The sequence below is a fragment of the Paraburkholderia sp. IW21 genome, from assembly GCF_041321145.1.
Lineage (GTDB): Bacteria > Pseudomonadota > Gammaproteobacteria > Burkholderiales > Burkholderiaceae > Paraburkholderia.
In genome coordinates, this window is sequence record NZ_JBGGWA010000013.1 from 117,352 (window position 1) to 141,308 (window position 23,957).

The following is a 23,957-nucleotide window of genomic DNA, read 5'->3' on the forward strand; positions in this document are numbered from 1 at the left end:
TTGTTCGCGGCTGCTTATTTGCTGTAGTCGTACACCCCGCGCCCCGTCTTGCGCCCGAGCCACCCCGCCGACACCATCTCGCGCAGTAACGGGCACGCGCGATACTTCGGATCACCGAAATCCTTCAGGAACACATCCATCACCGCAAGGCACACGTCGAGGCCGACGAGGTCCGCCAGTGCCAACGGTCCGATCGGGTGGTTCGCGCCGAGCTTCATCCCCGCGTCGATTTCGTCGGCCGACGCGATGCCTTCCGCGAGCACGAAGAACGCCTCGTTGATCATCGGCACGAGAATCCGGTTAACGACGAAGCCTGGCGCATTGCGCACACCGATCGGCGACTTGTCGAAACGCTCGGTCAGCGCGCGCACCGCCGATGCGGTCGCGTCGCTCGTCTGCAGCCCGCGGATGATCTCGACAAGCGGCATCAGCGGCACCGGATTGAAGAAATGCATGCCGACCAAGCGCGACGGATCGGCGAGCAGCGCCGCGAGCGCGGTGATCGAGATCGACGACGTATTGGTCGCGATGATCGCGTCGGGCCGCGCGACGGACTCGATCTGCTTCAGGATGCGGCTCTTCAGCTTGACGTTCTCCCGCCGACCAGTAGACCGTCCCACTGACTGGACATGCGTCAATGAATTCGAGCACGGGACCGCGACATAAAAATCCTGCCCGTGGCCGCCGAGTCGCTCGGCCCGGAGCTATGTCGCGTTGGGCCTAGCTGCGCGGGCACGAGCCTGTTCGCAGTGCCAGCACTCCATCCCTGATCCACGGAACCGTCAACGGTCGCGTCGGCTTGCACATTCTTGTTTTTTCTCCGGCAACAGGAAATGGCGGCCCACCAATACGGACCGATACCTGTAACAACATTGTGTAAGCCGATGAGCCGCAAGTGTAGTTAGATAGTCGTTGGCATTTGACATAATATAAATTATCACCGGAAATTTTGTAGTAGCTTTTTAGTAATGTCCGCTTAGCGCTCCAACGCAACCGACCACCCAAATTCAGCAGGTTTCAATGCAAGCTTGCGTTCAAATGGAAAATTCATGCGATTTTGCTTTTAGGACGCACCGTTGCGTTGGCGGTTTTTGTGATTTCTTTTTGCTCGCACAGTTGCATCGGTCGATGGAACAGAAATGTTGGTGGTCGTTCAGGCCCACTGAGTGCTTCTGAGCTAAAGTGTGAATGCGGATAGGTTTTCCTTCGAAATTCACAAATTTGCCCCGTCAAAACGCGCATTCACAAGTTTGCTACGCTGCCATTCTGACTCATTCGACATACACGTCTTTGCTCCCGCGTGCTGTTAGTCTCCTTTCACGAACTCTTAGTGCCGACGGGTCCCAATAGCGACAACAGTGCGCCGGAGCATAAATGTGCGGTTTGCCGTCGAAAGTACCATGACCACCTATCTATGCTCCGAACGCACTACAACCGCATACGATTGCTCCGGCTATGAACTAGTGGGCGAAAACCGAATGCCCATGCTCCGGCGCACCAAATCGCGGATACCTTGATAGTCCGCTGGGAAAGCTGCGATCTAACGACTAGCTCGCGCGCGCCGGAGCATCGGCATGTGGATTAACGTCACCGGTATAGGAACCGTATAGCTATGCTCTGTTCCGGGGTGCTCGTTACCGCCAACTTCTGTGACCAAGTAACTCAAAGTTGGGGGATTTGCCCGCTGTACTACCCCGTTCTTGGGACGAACACTACCTTATTGGCCCGCGCGCGTCTCATGGGCCACACTTTTTGCCAGATCCTCCATAACGCGTTGCACAACCGAAGCGTCAAATGAGAGAAAACCGAGCGGCACAGGTATCCCATTGTTCGCCTTGATCGGTGCGTGCACCAGCACTGCGGCAACCAGACCCGGAATTAAAAAAACCTCGACGGACGGTGCAAGTGCGGCTTGTTCGGCGAGGAACTGATGATGATCAAAAGCCTCTGCGAGGTAGCGCGGCAGCGGTTTGCGACTTATCGCGATTGCACCGACCTGTTGAGCTTCGGCGTCTCCCGAAGGCTGTGGCATCAGCAGATGCGCAATGCTGTTCAGTGTGGCAGGAAGAGCCCTTGTATGACCCCAACGTACCTCCGGGACTATCCATTGGATTTCCGGAATTGGTGGTTTGCCTGCGCACCTTTCGAGTGCATATCTGACTGCACTGTGCAGACGCTCATTGTTTGCCGAAGTAAATAGCGTTCCCAGCAGCGGAACCGTTGGCCGATCGGAACGTAGCTCCCCTGCCCGGGCCGCCGCCGTGTGAAAATACCGTTCGACCGCGAGCCCGTCGCGACGCATGAATTCCCGAAGAAAGTCGGGCGCCCATGTCGTGAGTAGCTGATAACTCTGAATATCGTCCGGTCGCTTGCTGACTTTCAGCGTCTCCATGAACGCGGTGACGGACTCCACCACGGTATATCGATCCTCGAGTTGCTGAGCCTCTCGCCAGTTAGACAGGTCAGCTTCAGCTGCATGAGGTCGGCCAGTCGAGGCGGTGACGGTGATTGGAACGATCGTCGAAAATCGGTCTCCGGCAGCCACATGATCGATTGAATAGAGCGTTGGCTTTTTGCTTGCGAGTTTCCGGTCCGACAGGAACAGCTCGGAAAAATGCGTCCGAAATGCTTTGGGCACACGTTGTCTTGCGTTTGCGACCACCTCGACATCCAGGACCGGGAGTTCATCGAGCTTCATGGCGAACACGCCAAGTCCGCGAAGTTCGACCGGACACAGAGAAAGCAAATCGAACGAGACGCTCTCCGTCCGCTTTTCGACTGCGTAAATTGCCGGTGACTGCTGATCTTCGAGAAAGAGGCTTTGTCCAGAAGGTGTGAGCCACGCTTGTCCGTTTGAGCGGGACACGTAGTCACGCGACGTAACCTCTTCGAGCACAAAAGACAATTCCCGTTGGTTGAATCCGAAGAAGCTGGCTATGTCGGCTTCCAGAATGCCGTCCGCAGCGTGCAGCAGACGAAGCAGGAACTCGCTTGTTGGTGATATCGAACCACGCTCAGATACCTTGAACGACACAGTAAAGCGACGGCAGGGAAGCAGCACATCGATCGAGTCCAGGACGATAACCTGTTCGTCCACGGACCCGGTAGAGCGGGACGGTAGCTTGAGGATCGGGCGATTTGTCTGTGTCATTGCGCGCCCCCCTTCACAGGCCTACGCGAACGTCCGGATGACGCCGCAGAATGCTGAACAGTGTCCGTCTCTCTCAACCCCCTGTACTCAACCCCATCGATTTCCCGGGCATCGCGCCGGTTCATCTGCGTTGCGAATTCCCTGCGAACTTGCCCCATGGGACCAGCGGATCGCCATCCTCGCATAGCGCCAACTAACACCAGCCGATCCATCGCACGGCTGACGGCGACATTCAGTCTGTTGGGGCGTGACATGAAACCCTCGCGAATAGTGTTCGCTCCAGCTTCCACTCTTCCGTCGCAGTTGTTTCGCACCAACGAAAGGATGACTACAGGATTCTCTTTGCCCTGATAGCTGTCAACGGTATCAATCTTGATTGTCGAACGCATGCCGTCGCTTATAAAGGCACTGCGGAGTTTTTGACGAACCAGTTCACACTGCGCGCGATAGGTGCAGATGATACCGATGGCATGCGCGTGCTCGGTCTGTGTCTCAATCCATTCGCGAAACGCGGTGTGTTGATCCCATTCCTTAACCAGATCAACGATCAGTTCCGCTTCAATGGGGTTGTTGATGGCATATTTGCGACTGTCGGGTTCGTTTTGATGAGCAAGTTCACCAAACTTATCAGTCGTGAGCCACGCTAACGGCTTATCGAGTGTAGTTGGAAGACATTCCGTCGGAATAATAAGATCGGTTCTACCGTGCGTCAGCGTACCGCCGTAGAACGCTTCCGAGGCGATGCTCCCGATCGGCGATAGCATACGATACTGTTCGGTGAGTGTGTGGCCTGCCGCAGTGCCGTAACCTGAACTGAAAACTCGTTCGAAGTCGCTCATGACAACCTGACGTTCGTTGGTCGAGATTATCTTTGCTACATGCTTTACCACCTCTGGACGGTGTGTCGGTTCGAGCTGGCAATGATCCCCCACGAGAACGATCCAACGCCCGGCCTGCAGCGGAACTGCCAGTTCGCTTGCGGTGCATCGCGCGGCCTCGTCCACGACGACCAGGTCGAAGGAAGTGGACGTCAACCCTAGCGAGGATCGCCCCAATCCGACACAAGTACCGACGACAATTTGCCTGGTGCCGGCAAGAAACGTCTCAAAGGTTCTCTCCCGAGTCGAGACGCTGCCGACAAAGTCGCGCGCGAGGTTCGCTACATCCCGGAAATGTTCCAACTTTGAGGCGTTTGTAAATCCAGCCTGGCCTGCGATATCGAGCGCTACATCATCGAGGTCGTCCGATGCGACGATGTCCTTGATGTCGAGCGGATGCGCGAGCTTCCCGACCAGCAATTCGAGAGTTTGACGCAGGCCCGATTCGCGCGGATCTGCAGACGAGTCTGACGATTCACCCTGGATTTGTTCCAGACGCTCAACGACTGGCCGAATGAGCGTCTCGAGAATGATCAGTTGCTCAAGGAGGTTATCTGGAATTCCGAGTACGCTACCGGCCAGACGCAGACGAACCGACTGATCCGCCCGAAACCGGTCCTTGAAAAGACCTTCGACCTTTCCCGTGTGGTAAGCCAGCAATCGGTCCGAGACATTACTCTCATGCCCTACTCTTAACAGGCTTGGCGTTTCTCCCGCCTCATGAAAAAGCTTAACCACCGCTTCGGCTGCACCATTCACAGCCTCGTGTGACTGGCTGGCGACGAGCACGTTGCGAGCCAATCCCTGTGTGAGAGCGAAGTGCACCAGAGCTCCTATGAATCGCGTCTTTCCAGTTCCGGGAGGACCCTGGAGCAAACCGACCGGCCGCGTTTCAAGGAGTTTCGAGAGCGCTTCTGCCTGGACCTTATTCAGCCCGTACCGCGCGGCCAGGTCAGATGGTTCGGCCGCCACGGGGCGTCTGGCTACGGAGTCCGCGCTTCTCTTATCGAAGACATCAATAAGGTCAGGGTACCGCGCCTCGCGGGAGAGCAATCGCATGGTAGCGTCCCGGCGCCGCGAGCGGCTCGTGATCTCAAAGTGACTTTCGAACTTCAACCGCTGCCCGTCGGCCACTAACCCTTCCCCTGTCTTCCCGCCCCACTTGCGGACATCAATCTCAAGCAGGTTCGCCGTAGACGTAATCAGGTCAAGCTGTCCAATGCGCGTCCATCGACCGCCTTTGTCCAATCGGCAGACTGTAACTGTGTCTTCCCGGCCGAACTCAAACGTCCCGGAGTCCAGATCGAATGGAACAATGTGTCGTTGCGTCTGAGGCTTATAAGCGCTTGGACCGGTCGCCTCACCCTCGATGACAAATTCCGCTTCCGAATCGATCAGGTGACGCCAAAGCGCCTGGACGTTGAGTTGTCCTGACTCGGACTGGGACGAAATCTTCTCTTCAAGCTCGTCAGCTGAAACTTCAGACGGGGGCTCAGCGTCTTCGCTGACATCGTCCCCGGCGGATGTCTGACGGTCGGCCTCGGTATTTAGCGCCAGTCCGTAGGCCGCATCCCATGCCTCCGCGATATCCTTGTCGGACAAGACATTCTCGAGATCGCTGAAATCGTCTCGATCCGCAGCTACAAGCGTGAGCTCCGCAGCAATTGCTGCGAATTCCCATCGCGCGATACTCGTGATCTGTTTCTGGTCAATGGATTCCCGGCGTACGGAAACTGCTTGCCTCCGGCCGTCCAGCTGAAAGATCAGTTGTTCGACTGCACCGCGAATACGTAACTGCCTTCCGCCGGGCGTAACCCGGAATGCCAGGGATCCCTCGTCCGAGAGGAATGGACGTGTATCAGTTGCGCAAACACGCAGGGCAATCTCACGGACAGCGTTGTCGGTGGTTGTGTCGAGAATGAAATCGAGCGCCTCTGCAAGCGGCAGTAGTGTTCCATTCTTCGGCGACTCGGTGCGGATCTTCACAATGGCTTCGTTAAGCCTCGCCAATCCGCCGGCTGCCATGTTTGCACAGGCGACAACTTCCTCGACAATACATGTTACGGCGTAACAGTCTCGCTCGAAGCGCCCCCCTGTCATTGGGGCATATGCCCGCGACATTTTCTCTCCGTCATCGATGTGGACAAAATCAAGAAGATCCACGAGAAGCGGCCGCGGCGATTCTTCAGCGATAACGAGGATGTTTTCAGGCTTAATGTCACCGTGGGCGATCTTTTTCTCGTGAAGGGACACCACCGTAGCAATGAACGATCGCAGGAAGGCAAGCCCAAACTCAGCCTCCGTCCACGGAAGATCGGAGGTTGACATGGATTGGGCGAGATTTGGGCTGTCGACAAAATCCTGAATCAGTACAACCGCATCACCAAGCCAAATGGCTCGCAGAATTCCTGCGCATCCCGCGGGGCGCTCGATGATCATGCTTTCCGCCTGCTCAAGGAACCCCAACAACCTTGGCGCCTCGCGAGTCTGGTCGCCCCACCCTTCGCGCTTCCACATTTTCACAAGGACCGTCTTCCCTTCAGAAACGCTTCGCCACATCGCAATATTCGCGTCATCTCTGATGTCTTCGACGACGGGATACTCACGCACGAGCTTCATTTGTGACGATATCGTGCGGAATCGCTCGAGCCCTTTCAGAACCTCCGCAGCTGAGGGTTTGGATTCCAGAGCTAGATTGAACGCTTCGAGCATCGTGGACGCGTCGGCGTATCGATCGTCCGCAGACCACGCGAGCGAACGCTCAAACCAATTGTGCAGGGTTTCGAATGCATCATCCTTGTCCACTGACGCGTCCCATTCGGGAGGATTGTCAGCGGTCGCTACAGGGGGACAGGCAAAGAGCAATCGATGAGCAACACACCCCAGCAGAAAAACGTCTTTCGTTCGGGAGTCGACGTCGAGTCCGAACGCGTCTTCCGGGAGTCTCACCGTGGACAGGAACTGATAGCGGTGACTGCCGAGGGATTTCACGTCTTGAAAGCTCGCGGACATCAGATGCGACAGCCGAACAAGGGACGGTGGTTCTATCCAGACGCTGTGCGCGCCGATATCAAGGTGTGATGCGTTAAGACGGTGCATCAACGCGGCCCTGTGTACGATCTGGCGAACAAGCTCGATCCGCGTTTCACGCGGGAACTCGCAAATCTGGTTGCGACTCAGATCCAGAAGACGCTGCAACCTCTTTCGACGGTCGAAGACCTCCCAATATTCGATGCCTTTTTCATCATCGTCGGTGCGGGGCTGCAGAATCGAGGTTTCAAATTCAGCATTTCGATCGTTAAGCCAGGCGATGATTTCGCGTTCGCGTCCCGCAATCTCACGGCGACCTTCCTCGTTCTGGAATCGTGTCTCCGCCTTTGTAAAGTCCCAGCGTCGCAATAGTCCTGTTGCACCACCGGCTGCGTTATCTGCGACATCGTATTCACGATAAATCTGCTTTGGATGTTCGAACGTGTAGGCATCCGACAAAGCCTGAAAGCTTCCGTACCGGCGACTTGATGGCTTGAAGTATCCCTCTTTCACGTTAAAAAACTGCTGCCACAGGTTCCGCCACGGGTCGGTCGTCAGATCCTTTGAGTGGAATGCAGCAGGAACCCCAGCAAGCATCGCAACCCGTTGCTTCGGGTCTTGAAGCGCCTTGATGAAAGCATCGAGACAAAATACGCGGTTAATTTCCGTGAGGGCTATTCCGGAACGGTCGTTTGTTCCCGTCAACACCACACAGCCGTCGACCTTGGGACACGTTGTCAATCCGTTCAGTTTCGCTCGTGCTGCGGGCGTCTTCAGATAGCGCTGCAGCATCAGATACAGTTCCCGTGAGTTCGAAAGGATCTTTTCAACCGGAGATCCACCTTCACGAGCGTTTCCGTTTACGCTCCAGGCTCCCCCGGAACTCGTAATCTTGCCGCGCCAATCTTTCAGGTCTACCGCGAGTACTCGATCTTCGATCACAAGTATTACGTCGATTTCACGACCGCCATAGGGTAGCGCAAGCTCCAGGTTGGTGAACGCCATCCACCCGCTGGGCAGGTCAGTCTGCAGTCGGTTGATACCATGTATCTCGCGATCGTGGATGCCACGGCCCTTGTTATAGATTTTCAATTGGCTTTTCTCTCAAATTCCAATTCGATTGCGACAGCCCGATCTGCACTCGGAGAACGCATGCTGGCCGCGATGATTGTTTTGTGCAGGCGCGCATGCGTAAATCCGCGTGGTCTCGATCGCCAGACGTCGTGATCCAGATAGTTGACCGCCCTTCCAGGCAATGCGCACAAACCGCCGGCTGCCAGCCGGCCCGCGCAACGAGTCACCCATGTAAACGCGTTGTCGACCGCTGATGGGTATGCGCATTCACGTAGAGACACTGCTCGTACGACGAGGTCCAACGGATCGTTTTTGCCCCTTTGCCAGATTACGACAGCATATCGGCAACTTCGAAACAGATCTTGAGTGCAATTTCGCATGGCGCCAACCTGCAAGGCATGTGGCAGCGGTGCCGCAGTCACAAAGATCAGGACCTCAACCGCCTCTTCGCTGCCTCAACGTTAAACTCACTGGCCATCTGTCGCCACGACGCGGCGATCTTTCGACACAACTGCTTGGCCCTTTGCCAACGCTCGGGAAGCGCCTGCGCCCGGAGCAGCCATTCTTCGGAAAGCTGTTCCTCGAGTGCGCCACCATCGAACACCCCCCGTGTCGTAACACCTCGACTGTTGACGACTTCCATGGCCAGACCATCCTCAATCTGGCGCGAACCCAGTTTTTCGAGAGCACCGGCCAGCACATCGCCTGGCCAGCGGCCATCGCGCTCAGGCGGGCTGTGCAATAGCACGGCTCCGATATACTGGTCAGCGACGGCCGCTCTGTCCGACTGCTCAGCAAGTGAGCGAGCCTCGGTTATCCACTCCATCAACAACGGCGTTTGCATCTCGCCTGCCGCGTTCAGGCCGGGGGGCGTGCGCCAGGTACGAAGGACACGCCAGGCAATAGTGGCATTCGCCTGCTCCAAAGGGTCTGGTGAGTCCTTCTCGGCATGCTCGTCCGCCCGGTTCGCGGGCGCATACGCGGCGCAAATTACAGCGATAAACTCATGAGGTTTCTGAGCCATGGTCCGATGAAAGGACAACTGCTCCCCTTCCCCCAATTCACCCAGAAGGAGAGGAAGGCAACGTAACTCTAGGCTGTCGAGCGCTTCCTGCGATCTCGTCACTGAGTGACTTGTCAGTATAACGAATGTATTGACTTCGCGTCGCCCAATAACGCGATACCGCTGAAGGCGGCTTGTCCTTCAGACTGTCTATTAGCGTCCGGCTGTCTGCCATGTCCGCCAGACAAAGTCCGAGAGACCATTCCGGCCAGTCACGCGAGACAGTCGCGTCTGAAAGCTGTCTCATCCAGTCGTCACCCGCGAGAGCAAGGCGCGTCGCACAAAGAACCGGTACGCCCCGTTCGTCACGAGAGGAGAGTCGTCCAAACCACCGGTCGAGCAAGGCAAAGATCCCTTCAGTATCCTGAATGCTCTCGGCCGCCTGCTGCGCCACGAGATACGGCTGGCGTGCCTTGCAGAACAGATCGTCCACCGCGCCAACACCGCTTTCCAGCACTTTGCGAAGTGCCTGGTCGCGCAATGCCTTTACCTTCTCCGAAGCCACATTGATGTCAGGTTCAACATCCGCCAGGTCCGGAAGAAATTCGTCGAACAGCCACCTGACTTCCTCCACTACTGTAGAACCCCGGAATTCCTGGCCCACTGCGTCCAGCGCGTCAGTTTCGACGGCCGGCATCGCCCAAACTGCGTTGGAAAACCTGCGATGTCTGGCTACCAGCTGCCGTATCCCTTCCAGGATACCTTCCCTTGTGGACGGAGCGAGATTCGGTGCCCTCGCTGTAGTCGTCAATTGCGTCCGCAGCATCGCGCGATGTTCCGGAGAAAACATCGGATAGTGGTCGATGAGGATCAGTTGACGCTCGGGAGCGGAATCACTCAAGGTAAGTGCAAAATCGATATAGGCCAGGAACGCTTCCCGTCTGTGTTCCTCGGTCAACGGCGCACGAGTAGACCGTCCAAAGTCTTTCCACACCGGCTCCTGCGTGGGGAAGTTAGTGTCCGAGTTTCGCGGCAGGATAGCCACTGCAAGTCGCCATGCTACTGTCGGGAATGTTTCTGCAAGGCTGTTCAGGGCGTCCAGGCGTTGGGATAGCGTCGCACTAGTGCCAGGACTCCACGCTAGGAAGATAGAACGGAGGCTGTTTGATGGCCTGTTCACAATCCTGCCGTCACCTTCGTACTCTACGAGACGCGCAAGGGCTCTGGTGCAAATAGAGTCGGTGAATCGGTTAAAGTTGTCGGAGCAAAACGAACTGATGACGCGCGATGAGCAAGCTTAAGAGTCTGCAGGAGTTGTTCGGTGGACGCCATTTTGATCGGGAGATCATCATTCTTTGTGTTCGGTGGTACCTGCGCTACAAGCTCAGCCTACGCGATCTGGTCGAGATGATGGCCGAACGGGGCTTGTCGCTGGCTCACACGACGATCCTGCGCTGGGTGAGGCGTTATACGCCGGAGTTTGTCAAACGCTGGAACCGCTTTGCTACACCTGCGGGTCGATCCTGGCGCGTCGATGAGACCTACCTGAAGATTCGTGGCAAGTGGGTTTATCTGTACCGGGCGGTAGATCGGTCTGGCCAGACGGTCGGCTTCTTGCTCAGGGCAAAGCGCGACGTGGCCGCGGCCAAAGCCTTTCTCAGCAAGGCCATCAGGCACCAAGGCCAGTCGCCGGAGGCCATCACGCTTGATGGCTATGCTGCCTCGCACCGCGCGGTGCGCGAGATGAAGGCCGATGGTCTGCTGCCTGAAGACACGAAGGTCCGATCCTCGAAATATCTGAACAACCTGATCGAGCAGGACCATCGCCACATCAAGTCCAGAACGAACGTGATGCTCGGCTTCAAACAGTTCAGGAGCGCCGCGTCCGCGATTTCAGGCATCGAGTTGATGCATCGAATTCGCAAGGGCCAGTTCGATCTCGCGAAGCTCGGCCTCAAGGATACCGCTGCGCCCGTCGTATGGAATGCTGCCCTGTCCGATCGCTAAGGTATCCTTCCTATATGAAACTTCTCAACCGGCTTACCTATTTGCACCAGAGCCCCCATTTGAATCACAAAGACCGCGCGACGGGAACGATTCAGGCCCGGGGTGCAGACGGCAAACTGGCTGCAGATCTATGACGGCACGATCGCCCCGATCCGCACCGTGTTTGCCGCCCAAGGTGGTGAACCGGGCAGCCGCTGAGGCAACCTATCAGTCAGCAAGTTTGAAGTTCGTTAATTCCGCTAGCCGTGTCCACAGAGGCGCTAATGGATGTCCGCCATTTCCGCTAGCGCACCTGCCGACGCTCGACGCGCACTCACTGTCCCGCACGGACGATGAAGCGCAGTGCGAGAGTGCGATTTCGGACATCCACCAGCGGAATGTAGAAGACCGCCGAGCAACACCTGAAGTGCCCTACGGTACGCCGCTTTTTGTCTGCGCCCGGAGGCCAGAGGCGTCGTATGGTCGCAGGAACGACTGTTGATACTTACGCCGGCCGCGGCCGTACCCCTGCACATCGGTTGCGTGGCTCAACAGCCGCATTAAAGGAATTAAAGGAAACGTTGAACGCGCTAGCAAAATTAACGGATAGTCAGCCGTTCACCCGTTGCTGACACGCAACGGCCGGCAAAACCGGCCACCTGGCCTTCCAGCCTTCTTGGGCGCGGGCCGCAGCCCTTTTTTCGCTAGCAAATACAGTGAGCATGGCTAGCAGAATTAACGAACATCAACAGCTGCGAAAGTGGACAGGACCAGATTTCCCCAATATCAGACTGGGCAGACATGCGCCAATTGCCAGCTCTATCAGGGCAAGTCCGGCTCGGCGACGGGCCCCTGTCCAACCTACAGCGGCCAGCTGGTTTATGCGAAGGGATACGGTGCAACGCTTACGTGAAAAAGAGCTGAATCTGGCGCGCCGGTGCTCAGCCATATAGAGTTGCATGTAGTTGTACGGGTAACAAGATCGAACGGTCACGCCGTTGTGCTGGCGAGCGGCTGAGTTGACCTCGATGCGAAGAATGCCGCCGGTTTCCGCGTGCGATCCTAACCTTCGATAGTCTCGCGGACTATAACGATATTCATACAGCGGACGTCCTGCGAGCGACCGATCGGCTCTGGCTCCTGTTCCGCATGACCGGCCCTCTGGAGGTCAGAATGCAATCAACCGACGAGCAAATCGAAGTATCACCGGACGATCCCACTATGCAGGTCATGCCAGCTCGGGCGACCGCGCCGGTCCAGCGCGATCATTACCGGCTCACCGTGCGTGCAAAGGCAGGAAACTTGAGGGTCGTTGCTGCCTGGCAGGTTCTCGGTTGCGAGGCTCACCGGGCTGACCACGTTCGGATTCGTGTGGATCGCCGTCACTGTTACGAAGAAATGACCGTTACATTCGCGGCCATGTCACCCGACACGCTTGCGGCTATGGTGGGCCGCCTGATCGCGCTACCGTGGGCGCTCGATGCGTACTTTTATCCCTATGCATTGCCTCAGGAATAAGAAACTCGAACGTCCCGTAATTCCAGAACATGTCGTCGATCTCGAACTCGATCGAGCACTCTTGCGCAAAAAGGTATCCTGACCTTTCGGCATCCTCTCGCCCCGAAATGTCGATTTGCACCAGCTACGTTAGCGTAATCTGGCCGGACCGCTTCGCGCCCGGTAGCGCCAAACGGCACGACACGACACGACACGAAGAGTAATCCTGCCGCAGTGGGCACGGCCATTGCACGCACGAAGGTTGCGTTGACCAGTCCTCTGAGTGAGGTATTAACATGCAAACCGATCCCACCATCGACCCTATTGCCGATCCGGCGAACCAACCACTGGACGAGCCTGAGAAGCAACCCCGTCCGTTACCGGACGGTCCGACCGATACTGACCCACTCGCGCCCGGATCTTCGCCCGAAGAGGAGCAGAAGCTGGGCGGATCCGAGCCGTCCTTGCCCGATCAGCAAAAGTAACCTCTCCATCGAGGCGTCGGCGGGTCCCAAGGGAAATGAGACGCAAGGGCATGTACCGTACGTGCCCGAACACGATCGTGTCGGCCGTGACCTCGCCCGGATGGTCCGAGCGCGGACCGGTAACACGGTTATCGCATCCTCGCTGCGCGACGCATGGGTGCGGTGATGCCCTGCTGTGTTCAGGCCAGGTTCAGGATCGACCGTACTCGAGGGAAGGATCTCGACGACGCTCGTGTGCGCGAGGCCGATCTGCAGCGTTTGCGACGAGCAGGAACAGCTGGCGAGGGCGCAACGCTGATGACCACTCATTTACGCGACGAATGAGAGCACGCTACCGGTGGTTTCTCGAAGAACTGGTAGGCTGCGATTTCAGGGACCGCTCGGGATCCTCGATATATTCGACGTCACCACAACCCGGGGTGCGTACGCGTTACAGCCTGGAGGGCTTCTGCCGCATCGGTCGTGCACATCACCGTCATGCGGCAATACGACGGGGTTTCGCCGGCGACGCGATGTAAGCCACAGTATGTGGCAGCGGGTGCACCTCGAACGAGGGTTCCGCAATCGTTTCTTGTTGCCTTGCGAGGACGATTGTGTCGATTCAGCTCAGGGACAAATGGTACCTGGACCCGACGGAAACGAGCGAGCTGGTTGGGCTGATTGGAACCGCAGTCAGACACGCCGACGCCCACAGGTGACCGACGTTGCAACACCCGGAGTGGTGTTCGTCCGGCTTATTTCGGCGTTGCGCGGAGCGCCACCGTAGCCCCCTTCTCCCGAAGTAGCGCAGGTGTGCTGACAAACGTTCAGCATCACGTGGAGTCTCGGATCGGCTGGTTGCGCTGCACCAGCATTCTAAGCCGGTGCGTTCCGAAAGCCGCATCTCCAGGTAGCGGAATATCTCGCTCTTAACCCTCGACCTTGAACACCGCCACCAATCGGTCCAGTTCCGCGGCCTGAAGCTGGAGGCTCTCTGCCGCTGCGGCGCTCTCTTCAACCAGCGCCGCGTTCTGCTGCGTCACATTGTCAAGCTGCTGAACGGCGTCACCGATCTGGCCAATGCCGGCGCTTTGCTCGACGCTAGCCGAGGTGATCTCGTTCATCATCGTGCTAACGCCTTGCACTTGCGCTACCACGTCGTCCATGACCTTGCCGGCGTCGACAACCAGGCGTGAGCCAACATTCACCGTCCCGGCGCTGTGCTCGATCAGAGCCTTAATCTCCTTGGCAGCCTGCGCGCTGCGCTGAGCGAGGTTGTGCACTTCCGAGGCCACCACCGCGAAACCGCGGCCCTGCTCGCCCGCGCGTGCTGCTTCGACCGCCGCGTTGAGAGCCAGGATATTGGTCTGGAAAGCGATGCTATCGATGAGCACGACGATTTCGGAAATCTTTCGCGACGCGTCGCTGATCTGTTCCATGGTTGTAACCACCTCTCCAACCACCCGGCCGCCTTGCGCGGCGGCTTCAGAGGCGCTGCTGGCCATCTGGGCCGCGGTGCGGGCGGTGTCCGTATTGTTCTTTACGGCAGCGGTAATTTCCTCCATTGACGCCGCAGTCCGCTCCAGGTTGCTGGCTTGCTCTTCGGTGCGCTGGCTCAGGTCCGCGTTACCCATCGCGATCTGCGCAGAGCCGGCGGCGATCGAGGTTGAGGATGCCCGAACGTGGAGCACGAGTGTTGCCATCGACGACACGAAGCGGTTGAATGCGTCTGCCAGGTGGCCCACCTCGTCCTGGCTCTCAACCATCATGCGTCGGGTGAGGTCGGCCTGCCCGCTGGCGATTTCTGATAACAAGGTGGCTGCGCGTCGGACCGGTGCAGCAATTGCGCGGCCTACCAACAGAATCACCACCAGCGCCACGCCGAGGCCCACGACAGCCGCTACCAGAGCCGCAATCCGGATGGCATGCTCAACCGGTCCGAGCAGTTCCGCCTGAGGCACTTCAACGACGACGTAGGCGTTCAGCTCCGGGATGAATGAGGTTGCGATGAAACGCCGTCCACGTGGCGTCGCGTAGGTCATGTAGGCGTAGGGCTTGCCGGCCAACAACCTGTCCGTAGTGTTGCCGGGTAGACCAGGCAGGTCTTTCAGGGAGTGCTTGCCATCAACCAGCGCGGTGTCTGGGTGCATCATGATTGCACCGTCCGGGTGCACGAGGTAGGCGAACCCAGTCTCGCCGATCTTGTAGCCCGAGATCCTCCTGGCCAGTGCGTCCACGGACAGGGCCATCCCGGTCATGCCCGTCGGGCCGTTGCTGCCCTCCACACGAGCGTTGATGAACATCATGTAGCCGTTCAGACTCACATCGTGGTCCATGTTGACTTCATACGGCTTGCCGGAGGCCAGGAAGTTTTGCAGCCACTGATCCTTTTCGGTAATCTTTCGCTGCAGGCCTGCCTCGGTAAAGTAGTTGCCGCTTGTCGTGGACACCCACTGCACGCTGGCAGCTTTTTGTCCTCCTTCATGTTCGCCGCCAGCCGCTTCCAGTTGCTGGTACCGGACTCGGGTTCTCCATCGGCTTCCCACTGCTGAAGAAACACGTTAACCGCCATGGCCCGCGAGGCCGTGATCGGCCCGGCAAGCTGGCGCTGCACATCGGCACGAATGCCGTTCACCGCGGTGGGCAGTTCATCCTGCACAACGCGCTCGCGCACGGTGTTGCCGATCAGCAAGATGCTCAACCCACTAGATATTCCAACAAAGACCAGCAGGCAGCTCGTCATGCTCAGAACCAGCTTGTTCTGAATGGAAAGTTTTCGCCAGATGTGCATGAAATACCCTTGTCAATGGCGTCGTGGTGGCCAATCCCGTCGTGGCGGCCAATTCAGGTGTTATCGGAACATTTCCCTTGAAATTCATGCCTGATGGCAAATAGTCCGTATCAGTCAAGTCCCCACCAGGCAGCCCGTCGAGGTGTGCGGAGATTGGTGAGCCTTGCTCGGAAACTCGCCAAGCCCAGCCTCGCGAGAGACACGAGTGTCGCTTTTGTTCTTAAAGGCGTAAGCGCAGCGAATTTGCGGGTGTTGTCAGCAGGCGATGCAACCGGCGGTTTTCCCGGGGTCGCCGCAGTAGTGGAGAGGCGTTCGAAGCGTCCGACGTTTTGACCGTCGGTGAACGTCGGCCGCCCTGCGACGATATTCACGTGGCGGCCAGGGCCTCTCCCTGAGTCGCAATTTCGCAGCCACGCCGAGTCGACGCTCACGCCGCGACATGGCTGGATTCGCGAACCTTCACGTCTGCAACGGCTTGGGGTAGCTTCGCGATGTCACGCTCGATATCATCGTCGAGCTGTTTTCCAATGCCGAGAATCCGATTCCGGATGCCGATGGACGAAATGCCCTTGTCCAGCGGCAACACTTCCTTGAGCACGGCCGCGGCCTGCCGGTATGGCAAATGAACTGCCCACTTAGCCTGGAGGTATTCCAGCTCTGGAGTGACGCGCCAGCTAAGGTCTTTGGACAGGGGACGCACCACATGCTGTGGCGTCGGCGCAGTCCGCTGGCAAGCACACGACCATAGCCGCGCACGACAGCAGTCAGGGCGCTCAATCACAGCCAGAACTCCGTCACCTTCCTCGACCGTATCATTGTCTCCGTCGGCCAACCTTGCTTCGATGATCAAACGCGTGGCTTGCTCCCACCCTTGCGAGACCGATCAGCCTGCACCAGACGAAATTGATGCCGCTACCGGAAGCACAAGCGGCCCTTCTTGAGAGCCACCCCAACTTTTGCACGCTCTCAACTTATGCGAATTGATAATCATTGAAAGGCCTCCTGGCCGCCCAGAGAAGGGGGCGGCCAGGGTCTACTGTTGAGAGGCAAACGATCAACTGACCCGTTCAGAAGGCTGAAATGAAGTTTAGCGGAATTGATCTGCACTCGAACAACGCCGTGGTCGCCGTGATCGACGACCAGGATCGGGTGCTGTACTGCAAGCGGCTGACCAGTGATCTCGGACTGATTCTGGCAGCGCTTGCGTCTTATCAGGCTGAGCTGGAAGGAGTGGTGGTGGAGGCGGCGTTCAACTGGTACTGGCTCGTTGACGGACTGATGGCTGCCCGCTTCGCCGTGCATCTCGCCAATACGGCCGCGACCAAGCAGCATGAAGGCCTGAAGTATGCCGGCGACGAACGTGACGCGGTGTTCCTGGCTCACATCTTCCGTCTTGGACTGCTACCTGAAGGCTATATATACCCACCGCAGGAACGCGCGTTACGCGATCTCGCCCGCGAGCGGCTACAATTTGTGCAGCAACGATCGCTGCACATCCTGAGTATTGAGAGCCTGCTGGCCAGACAGATCAACCTGCGGATGAACGGCGAACACATCCAGCGAATGGACGATGCAGCGGTACGCGCACCTGCGCTACCGCTGCATGTCGAGCGCGCGATGATGGCCAACATGGCGGTGCTGCGTACCTTGCGCAGTGAAATTACTGCGCTTGAGACGATCCTGCATCAGGAGGCACAGCTACGCCCCGAGTTCGAGACCCTGAAGACCACGCCCCGAATCGGCAACGTGCTCGCGGCCACGATCATGCTGGAGACCGGCACCATCACGCGGTTTCCTGACGTCGGCCAATTCAGTTCCTATTGCCGATGCGTTGACAGCAAGCGGATCTCGAACGGCAAGAAAAAGGGCGAAGGCGACGTGAAGAACGGCAACAAGTATCTCGCCTGGGCGTTCATCGAAGCCGCCGCGGTGGCGCTACGCTGCTGCCCACAGGCAAGACGTTTTTATGAACGCAAGAAGGCAAAGCGCCTGCCGGTTGCCGCGATGAAGGCACTCGCGCACAAGCTGGCGCGCGCGGCCTATTACATGATGCGTGACGGCAAACCCTTCGAGGTCAAACGATGTTTTAGCTAGGTTTGGCGGGGGGGCCGAGAGCCCGATAAAGTTGTTGGCGTCAAACCATTGAATTGATTGTGCCCGACCCCCGGCCATCCCGATGCAGCGAACCCTGAGACGCCTAGGCCATAAGCCGACAACAGTCTGGTGCCCGCACGCGGGCAACCATGGAATTGACGTGTACTCCTTTGGACATTGGCCTGGCACCGACGATTTTCTGGAGCTCGACTGAGCCAGGGGCGACGGCTAGAACACCGGCACTTGCCTTGATCCCGATGGGTGACTGGTGCGGATCAGTTCCGTAGCCAGACGATGATAAACCGGACGCGTCATCAAGCTTCGCATCATCAGGATGGCTAAAACGATTCTACAACGCTGCAGGGCCTGACCTTGAGGAGAGAGATATATCCCTTTACTGCGGTCTTTCAATGGGTGACAACTTTATTTCGTTCGGACTGGAAACAAAACTGTCAGTCCGATCGTTGATCCCCTTATGCCATCGCAAATCTGTGTTGACAGAATTAATTTGCTCTAAGATTTCGGCCTCAAAGCTCCGTCGCACGCGCCCCCTCGGGATATTCAGGGCCGACGACTTAATGTAAAGCGTCGCGGGTATTGAAAGCCCGCTCTCACGACCGGCATGGCCTTCTATCTGGTTCCTACATCGGCTCCCAACTTCGCTCCACGCCTTCCTTCGCACATTCGTCACCCGGGTGCAGTTGCGCTTCGATTCGTTCGCTGTGGTCAACTTACGGTGGGACTTGCACCCGCTGGAGTGCGCACCTGCGAGGCGCACCCAAAAAAAGCAGCCCTCACGGCGGAGGGCTGAACAGTGCTCTGACAGGAGGAGTGAGCACTGGAGACGAACAGTTGCATGTTCCTGGTGAGGCCGGGCTGCCCTTCTGAAGTTCAACGGCATGGGCTCACGCTAGCCGCGTCTTACCCCAGCAAGGGATTCGTATTTTGCCGGCAGGCTCAAAAAAGATGATGAACCCCGGCCAGCACGACAGTCTGCCGGTTCGATGAGGATGCCCCGATCCCCAGCGTATTGGCCACGGCGCCTGACGAGGCCTGTTCAAGCATCAGGTCGACATACAGTTGCGTCTGTCTGGACAGCGCGTAGACGTTTGCCACCGTCACCTGCGTCCACCGCTTTCCGGCGAGCGACGTGGTCCATGCCCCAGTATCGATCTGGTAGGCTGGCGTGAGTTGGAAGTTGATTCCTCCATCGGCAGTCCGGTAGTTCTCCCTCTGACCCTGACGCTCAATGCGCACCTGAGTGATGAGCGCATGGACCAGGATCCGTCTCAGCTGGTAGCTGCCGCCGATGCCTGCGTTCGTCACGCTGTTTGCAACGAACGGCGCTCCGCCGGCCAGATTGACGCCTTCGAAGCTGGTCAGTCCCAGGCCGCCCGCGAGGTTCAGCGTGCGATCGTGATATTCCGAGTAGGCTGCGGCGAGGGTTGCAGGACCATTCGCGTAGGTCGCGCCGAGGCTGAAGCTGCGTCCGGCGGTGCTGCTTGTCGTATTGGTGAACCCGTACATCGCACCAAACGTGACGCCCGCGAAGTTCCGGCTACGGAATTTGACGGTGTTCGACAACTCGACTGGCACGGTGTTACCCAGACCATCGACGTTGCCCGGGTGAAACGCGGAAAAGTCACCAAGCGTTTGCGCGGTGGACAGGGGGCCGAGCATCTCGAAGTGGAAATCGGTCTGGCGGCCCAGCGTGACCGTACCAAACCGGCTATCGGACAGGCCGACATAAGCCTGGCGATTGAATAGCGTTCCAGTACTCGACATCGCGCCGCTGGTCGTCGAGAAGCCAGCCTCGAGTTTGAATACCGTTTTCAGTCCCCCGCCGAGATCCTCGACACCCGTGAGGCCCCAACGGTCCGCCTGATAGGTGCCCTGTTCGGCGATAAAGGCGCGACCGCCGTGCAGATTGCTGACGTATCCGACCCCCGCATCCAGACTGCCATAGAGCGTCACGCTGCTCTGTGCATGCGCACCGCTGGCAATACCCAGCAACGGGAAGGCGATCAAAAGTAGCTGTTTTTTCATATGGTTTCCTCTGTGTTGAATGACATGGCTACCGGCAAATCATTTCAATGTCTGGTACAGGATTGCGGCACCCGATACGATCGCAAACGCCATCACGCTGATGCGCAAGGCCTTGTCGTTAAAGCGGTGATGAATATGCCGGCTGATGAAGGCACCTGCCACGACCGGAGGGACGAGCAATAGCGCAGACACGAACTTTCCGGGCGTGATCTGCCCGGCCACGCTGAGCATTAACAGCGAGACCGCCTCGCCGACCGCGAAACACAGGGCAATGGTCGAGCGCAGCGCGGGTGCGCGGTAGTGCTGGAAGACCATGGCCAGTGCCGGGCCGCCGATGCCGGTTGCGGTCTCCGTGATGCCGGTCACCGCGCCGGCGGCCACGAACGCCTTGCGGCCAGGTGCGAACGTCGGAGCGCACAGGGTGGCCACCGCCGCAGCGATGGTCGACGCGCCAATGAACAGATTCAGGTCATGTGCCGAGATGCGCGAAATGATCAACACGCCACCCACGGCGCCAACGGTGCGTCCAAGCGTGATCCACAGGGCGCCGTTCGAGTCGAGCGCGGGGCGCTCACGCCAGGCGAGGTACACATTTAAAGGCAGCATCAGGATGAGGAGTGACACCGGCAGCAGACCGGGGTCCACGAGCCCGATCACCGGTGCGGTAATGAGCGCGAAGCCGACACCGACCGCGCCTTGAACGAATGCCGCAATGACCACCGTAATGGCCAGGAGGGCGAATATTGTGAGGCTCACAGGAATTCTCGACAAAGAGTAGGAAAGTTGTTTGCGGGCATGATCAGGCGGGCGCTACAGCTACCGGCCTGCGGTGACGTTCGCGGCCTGCTGCGTGGCAAAGCCACCTCGCGTGTCCACAGCGGGCTGCGAGGCGGCATGAACCCGCTGGATCGGGGCACGTGCCACGACGTCGGCGGCCACTTCATCGACCTCCTTCAGGAAAGCGCGTGCGTCCCAGTCGAGTGGCCAGCCCTCCCAGAGACGCAGCCGCCCCGCAACAAACACCGCGTCGATCTGACTGCGACTGGCCAGCCGGACCAGTTCCCACCTGAGATTCCAGGAAGGCCGCATTTCCGGCACGTCGATGTCGACCAGCAGAAAGTCAGCAGCCTTACCCGGTGCGATGTCACCGGTCAGCGCATCCAGGCGCAGCGCATTGGCGCCCCCGCGCAGGGCGTGGTCAAGCCAGAGGTCGCCGGCACCGCAGGCCGAGTCGCCCGTCGCGAGGCCAAACGCGAAGCGCTGCGCGGTTTCCGCAGCGTCGAGCAGCCGGAAAGCGTCGCTGCGCGTGCCATCGGTACCCAGTCCGAACCGGATGCCGAGCGCTGCCATCTGCATGGCCGGTGCCACCGCGTTGCCTTTCCACGAACTGGCGACCGGGTTGTAGCTGACCGCCGTTCCGGTGTCGCGCAGCAGGTTCAGTTCCGCAGGCGTGACCAGTGTCGCGTGTGCGATCAGGGTTTGCGGACCGAGCGCACCGGCGTAGTGAAGATGCTCGATCGGGCGCATTTTGCGCCGGACGATTGATCGCTCGACCGAAGCCAGGTGCTCGTTGGCATGCGTCTGGAAGGCTGCGCCTGCGTCCGCACAGAGTGCGGCGACCGCCTGCAGCATCCCGTCCGATCCCGCTTCGGGTACCGAAATGGCCAGCGACGGATGCACGAGCGAGTGACCTTCCCAGCGCGAAAGGTGCTTGCGTGCGCGCCCGCCAATGGCCGCGCGTTCCCGGGCGTCAATGTCGTCGGCCAGATCGTTGCATATCAGGCCGAGCACACAGCGAATACCGACCTCCTGCGTGGCCGCTGCGATGGTCGTGGCATCGCCACTCGCGCGCGTGCCGGCGTCGCAGACCGTGGTGAAGCCGCCGCGCAACGCTTCCAGCGCGGCCAGCTTGGCTGACAGGTACAACAGGTTCTCGTCCAGACAGTTCTCCAGCGGCACCCAGATGCGGCGATAGATCTCCGATGGTTCGCCAAACGCAAGCGCCTTGCCAAATGACTGTGTGAGGTGATGATGTGCATCAATGAAGCCTGGCATGACCAGTTTGCCCGGCAGTCTGAGCGGGGTCAGGTGCGGGTAGCGCGCGATCAGGGCTTCGGCCCGGTCGACATCGAGAAATGTTCCGTTGGCGATGACAGCGCCGTGTCCGCGTACCGGTCCGTCTGCCAGCAGCAGGTACTCCGGCAGCAACAGGAGTTCGTCTGCAGACAGATCAGTGCGTGTCGGGATCTGCGGGTGACTATTGGAGGTCTGGGTGTACATGGGCGTTTTCGGGAAAAAGGAGCGTGGTTAATGGCAGGAATGGTTTTCGTTGACCCCAGCTTCGAGATGCCTGGCTGGGTTCGCGGCGTCCCGCACGCGCCAGTTCAGGTGCAGGTGTTCGAATACGATGTTGACGATCACCGCCGTCAGCGCGCCCATGGCGAGGCCATTGCCGAGCACAATCTGGAGCGTGGAGGGAAAGCGGCTGTAGACACCGGGCACGACGATCGGCAGGAAACCCATCGTCAGAGCCGCGGCAAGGGTGTACATGTTGGCGCGCGAGCGAAGGTCGACCTGGCGAAGCAGGTTGATGCCCATGACGCCGATGATCGAAAACACGATCAGTGCGGTGCCCCCAACGACGGCGGCGGGAATCGCGTTGGCCAGACGGCCCAGGGGCGCGAGCAGCGCGATGATAATCAGGATGAAGCCAGCAGCGGCGGTCACGAAGCGGGACCGTATGCCGGTCGCCTGGACGATGCCGATGTTCTCGCTGCTGGTGATGATCAGTGACGTGCCAAACAGCCCGCCCAGCAAGGACATCAGCGCATCCCCGCGGATCGTCCGCGGGACCGTGACGGCCGGATCGATTTCCTTGCCCACCACCTCAGCGATCGCCACGGTCTGGCCCGTCGCTTCAGCCATCGAGATCACGCTGAAAATCAGCAACGGAAGCGACGCAAGGACGTCGAAATGAGGCATGCCAAACGGCAGCGGCGTGGGCATCGTGATGAAGGCACCATGCCAGACGCCTGTGAAGTTCATCAGGCCCAGCGCGGCGGAAAGTACGGCCCCGGCGAGCAGGCCGAGCAGTACCGCGAGCTGTCCGAGCATGCCCTTGAAAAGCTTGGCGAACAGGACCGTAAAGGCGACGGTCGCGAGTGCCAGCCCGATCGCGAGCGGACTCGCAAAGTCGGCCGTGCCGGGGCGGCCGACAATGACGACGCCGTAAATCTTGATGAGGTTGGCGGCGACCAGAATCAGCATCGTGCCGATCACGATACGCGGGAAGAATCGCAGGCAGCGCGCAAAGACCGGGAGCAGCAGGAAGTAGAACAGGCCCGTCAGGATCACCGCGCCAGTTGCCGTCTGCAGATTGGTCTGTTGCCCGATAAGGACGAACAGCACGACCGGCGCTCCGCCGGGCACCATGATGAATGGCAGGCGGGCACCAAATTTGAGCGGACCGAACGACTGCAGCAACGTGCCTAGGCCGCACACGAGAAAGGTGGCGCTGATCAGATCCACGGTCAGCCCGGACGACAGTCCGAGCGCCTTGGCGACCAGGAAAACCGCCGTGATCGGCGAAGCGGCCACGACCAGGACGTGCTGCAGTCCGAACAGGACAAGTTTGAGGTATGGCAAACGCTCGTCGACAGCGTGAACCGGCTGGGTGTTCGTCATGGTGATATGTCTCCTGTTTCCCGACGGAGCGTCGCGCTCCTGTCGGGTTGCTCCGGTATCCGGATGCGATGGTGGCCTGCAACCCCAAATCGATTTGGGGCTAGTTTAAAAAAAATGGCAACGTCCCAAATCGATTTGCTATTGTAGAATGGGACGCGAAAATGACGTTGTCAAGATGGATTATTTATTGAACTGGTGGGGCCGATAGGTGCGGCCCCGACGCTGAGCTGCGGGCCTCCGCAGCCGAGCTTCAGGTCTC

The 23,957-nt window shown here is 58.7% G+C and carries 14 protein-coding genes and 2 pseudogenes; 5 read left to right on the forward strand and 11 right to left on the reverse strand.

Annotated elements, in window-relative coordinates:
* Positions 1-14: 14 nt before the first annotated feature.
* The 5 genes and pseudogenes from ACAX43_RS27010 to ACAX43_RS27030 form a co-directional block, all read right to left on the reverse strand.
* A pseudogene (locus tag ACAX43_RS27010) lies at positions 15-596 on the reverse strand (3-hydroxyacyl-CoA dehydrogenase family protein); the annotation flags it as partial.
* Positions 597-1,717: 1,121 nt separating this feature from the next.
* Positions 1,718-3,151: a hypothetical protein gene (locus tag ACAX43_RS27015; RefSeq protein ID WP_370711461.1), complete on the reverse strand. Its 1,434-nt coding sequence runs from the start codon at positions 3,149-3,151 to the stop codon at positions 1,718-1,720.
* On the reverse strand, positions 3,148-8,151 hold the full coding sequence (locus tag ACAX43_RS27020) for an AAA domain-containing protein (protein ID WP_370711462.1): 5,004 nt from the start codon (positions 8,149-8,151) through the stop codon (positions 3,148-3,150). Before ACAX43_RS27020 ends, ACAX43_RS27015 begins: the two co-directional genes overlap by 4 nt.
* Before the next feature lie 409 nt (positions 8,152-8,560).
* A complete protein-coding gene (locus ACAX43_RS27025; protein WP_370711463.1) occupies positions 8,561-9,157 on the reverse strand; it encodes a hypothetical protein in 597 nt (198 codons plus the stop codon).
* A gap of 37 nt (positions 9,158-9,194) precedes the next feature.
* Positions 9,195-10,181, reverse strand: coding sequence for a hypothetical protein (locus ACAX43_RS27030; RefSeq protein ID WP_370711464.1), 987 nt, complete (start codon positions 10,179-10,181; stop codon positions 9,195-9,197).
* Between the two features lie 242 nt (positions 10,182-10,423).
* Between ACAX43_RS27030 and ACAX43_RS27035 the strand changes: the two genes are divergently transcribed.
* The 4 genes from ACAX43_RS27035 to ACAX43_RS27050 all read left to right on the forward strand — a co-directional run bounded on the left by ACAX43_RS27035 (position 10,424) and on the right by ACAX43_RS27050 (position 13,104).
* Positions 10,424-11,143, forward strand: coding sequence for an IS6 family transposase (locus tag ACAX43_RS27035; RefSeq protein ID WP_370711465.1), 720 nt, complete (start codon positions 10,424-10,426; stop codon positions 11,141-11,143).
* A gap of 739 nt (positions 11,144-11,882) precedes the next feature.
* Positions 11,883-12,035, forward strand: a complete 153-nt coding sequence (locus tag ACAX43_RS27040) for a high-potential iron-sulfur protein (protein WP_370711466.1) — start codon at positions 11,883-11,885, stop codon at positions 12,033-12,035.
* A gap of 260 nt (positions 12,036-12,295) precedes the next feature.
* A complete protein-coding gene (locus tag ACAX43_RS27045) occupies positions 12,296-12,640 on the forward strand; it encodes a hypothetical protein (RefSeq protein WP_370711467.1) in 345 nt (114 codons plus the stop codon).
* Positions 12,641-12,915: 275 nt separating this feature from the next.
* Positions 12,916-13,104: a hypothetical protein gene (locus ACAX43_RS27050; RefSeq protein WP_370711468.1), complete on the forward strand. Its 189-nt coding sequence runs from the start codon at positions 12,916-12,918 to the stop codon at positions 13,102-13,104.
* Positions 13,105-14,012: 908 nt separating this feature from the next.
* Here the strand turns inward: ACAX43_RS27050 and ACAX43_RS27055 are convergent.
* Both ACAX43_RS27055 and ACAX43_RS27060 read right to left on the reverse strand, forming a co-directional pair.
* Positions 14,013-15,874: pseudogene (locus tag ACAX43_RS27055) on the reverse strand (methyl-accepting chemotaxis protein).
* Positions 15,875-16,301: 427 nt separating this feature from the next.
* Entirely contained in the window at positions 16,302-16,724 is a 423-nt protein-coding gene (locus ACAX43_RS27060) for a hypothetical protein (protein ID WP_370711469.1), read from the reverse strand.
* Between the two features lie 230 nt (positions 16,725-16,954).
* Between ACAX43_RS27060 and ACAX43_RS27065 the strand changes: the two genes are divergently transcribed.
* Positions 16,955-17,968 carry an IS110 family transposase gene (locus ACAX43_RS27065; protein WP_370711470.1) on the forward strand — a complete coding sequence of 338 codons (1,014 nt, stop codon included), beginning with the start codon at positions 16,955-16,957 and terminating at the stop codon, positions 17,966-17,968.
* Positions 17,969-18,925: 957 nt separating this feature from the next.
* Here ACAX43_RS27065 and ACAX43_RS27070 read toward each other — a convergent pair.
* The 4 genes from ACAX43_RS27070 to ACAX43_RS27085 are packed head-to-tail and all read right to left on the reverse strand — an operon-like array spanning position 18,926 to position 23,698.
* Positions 18,926-20,014: a porin gene (locus ACAX43_RS27070; protein ID WP_370711471.1), complete on the reverse strand. Its 1,089-nt coding sequence runs from the start codon at positions 20,012-20,014 to the stop codon at positions 18,926-18,928.
* A 39-nt stretch (positions 20,015-20,053) separates the two neighbouring features.
* Entirely contained in the window at positions 20,054-20,770 is a 717-nt protein-coding gene (locus ACAX43_RS27075; RefSeq protein WP_370711472.1) for a sulfite exporter TauE/SafE family protein, read from the reverse strand.
* A 60-nt stretch (positions 20,771-20,830) separates the two neighbouring features.
* Positions 20,831-22,294: an amidohydrolase family protein gene (locus ACAX43_RS27080; protein ID WP_370711473.1), complete on the reverse strand. Its 1,464-nt coding sequence runs from the start codon at positions 22,292-22,294 to the stop codon at positions 20,831-20,833.
* Between the two features lie 27 nt (positions 22,295-22,321).
* Positions 22,322-23,698, reverse strand: coding sequence for a uracil-xanthine permease family protein (locus tag ACAX43_RS27085; protein WP_370711474.1), 1,377 nt, complete (start codon positions 23,696-23,698; stop codon positions 22,322-22,324).
* Between the last annotated feature and the right edge of the window lie 259 nt (positions 23,699-23,957).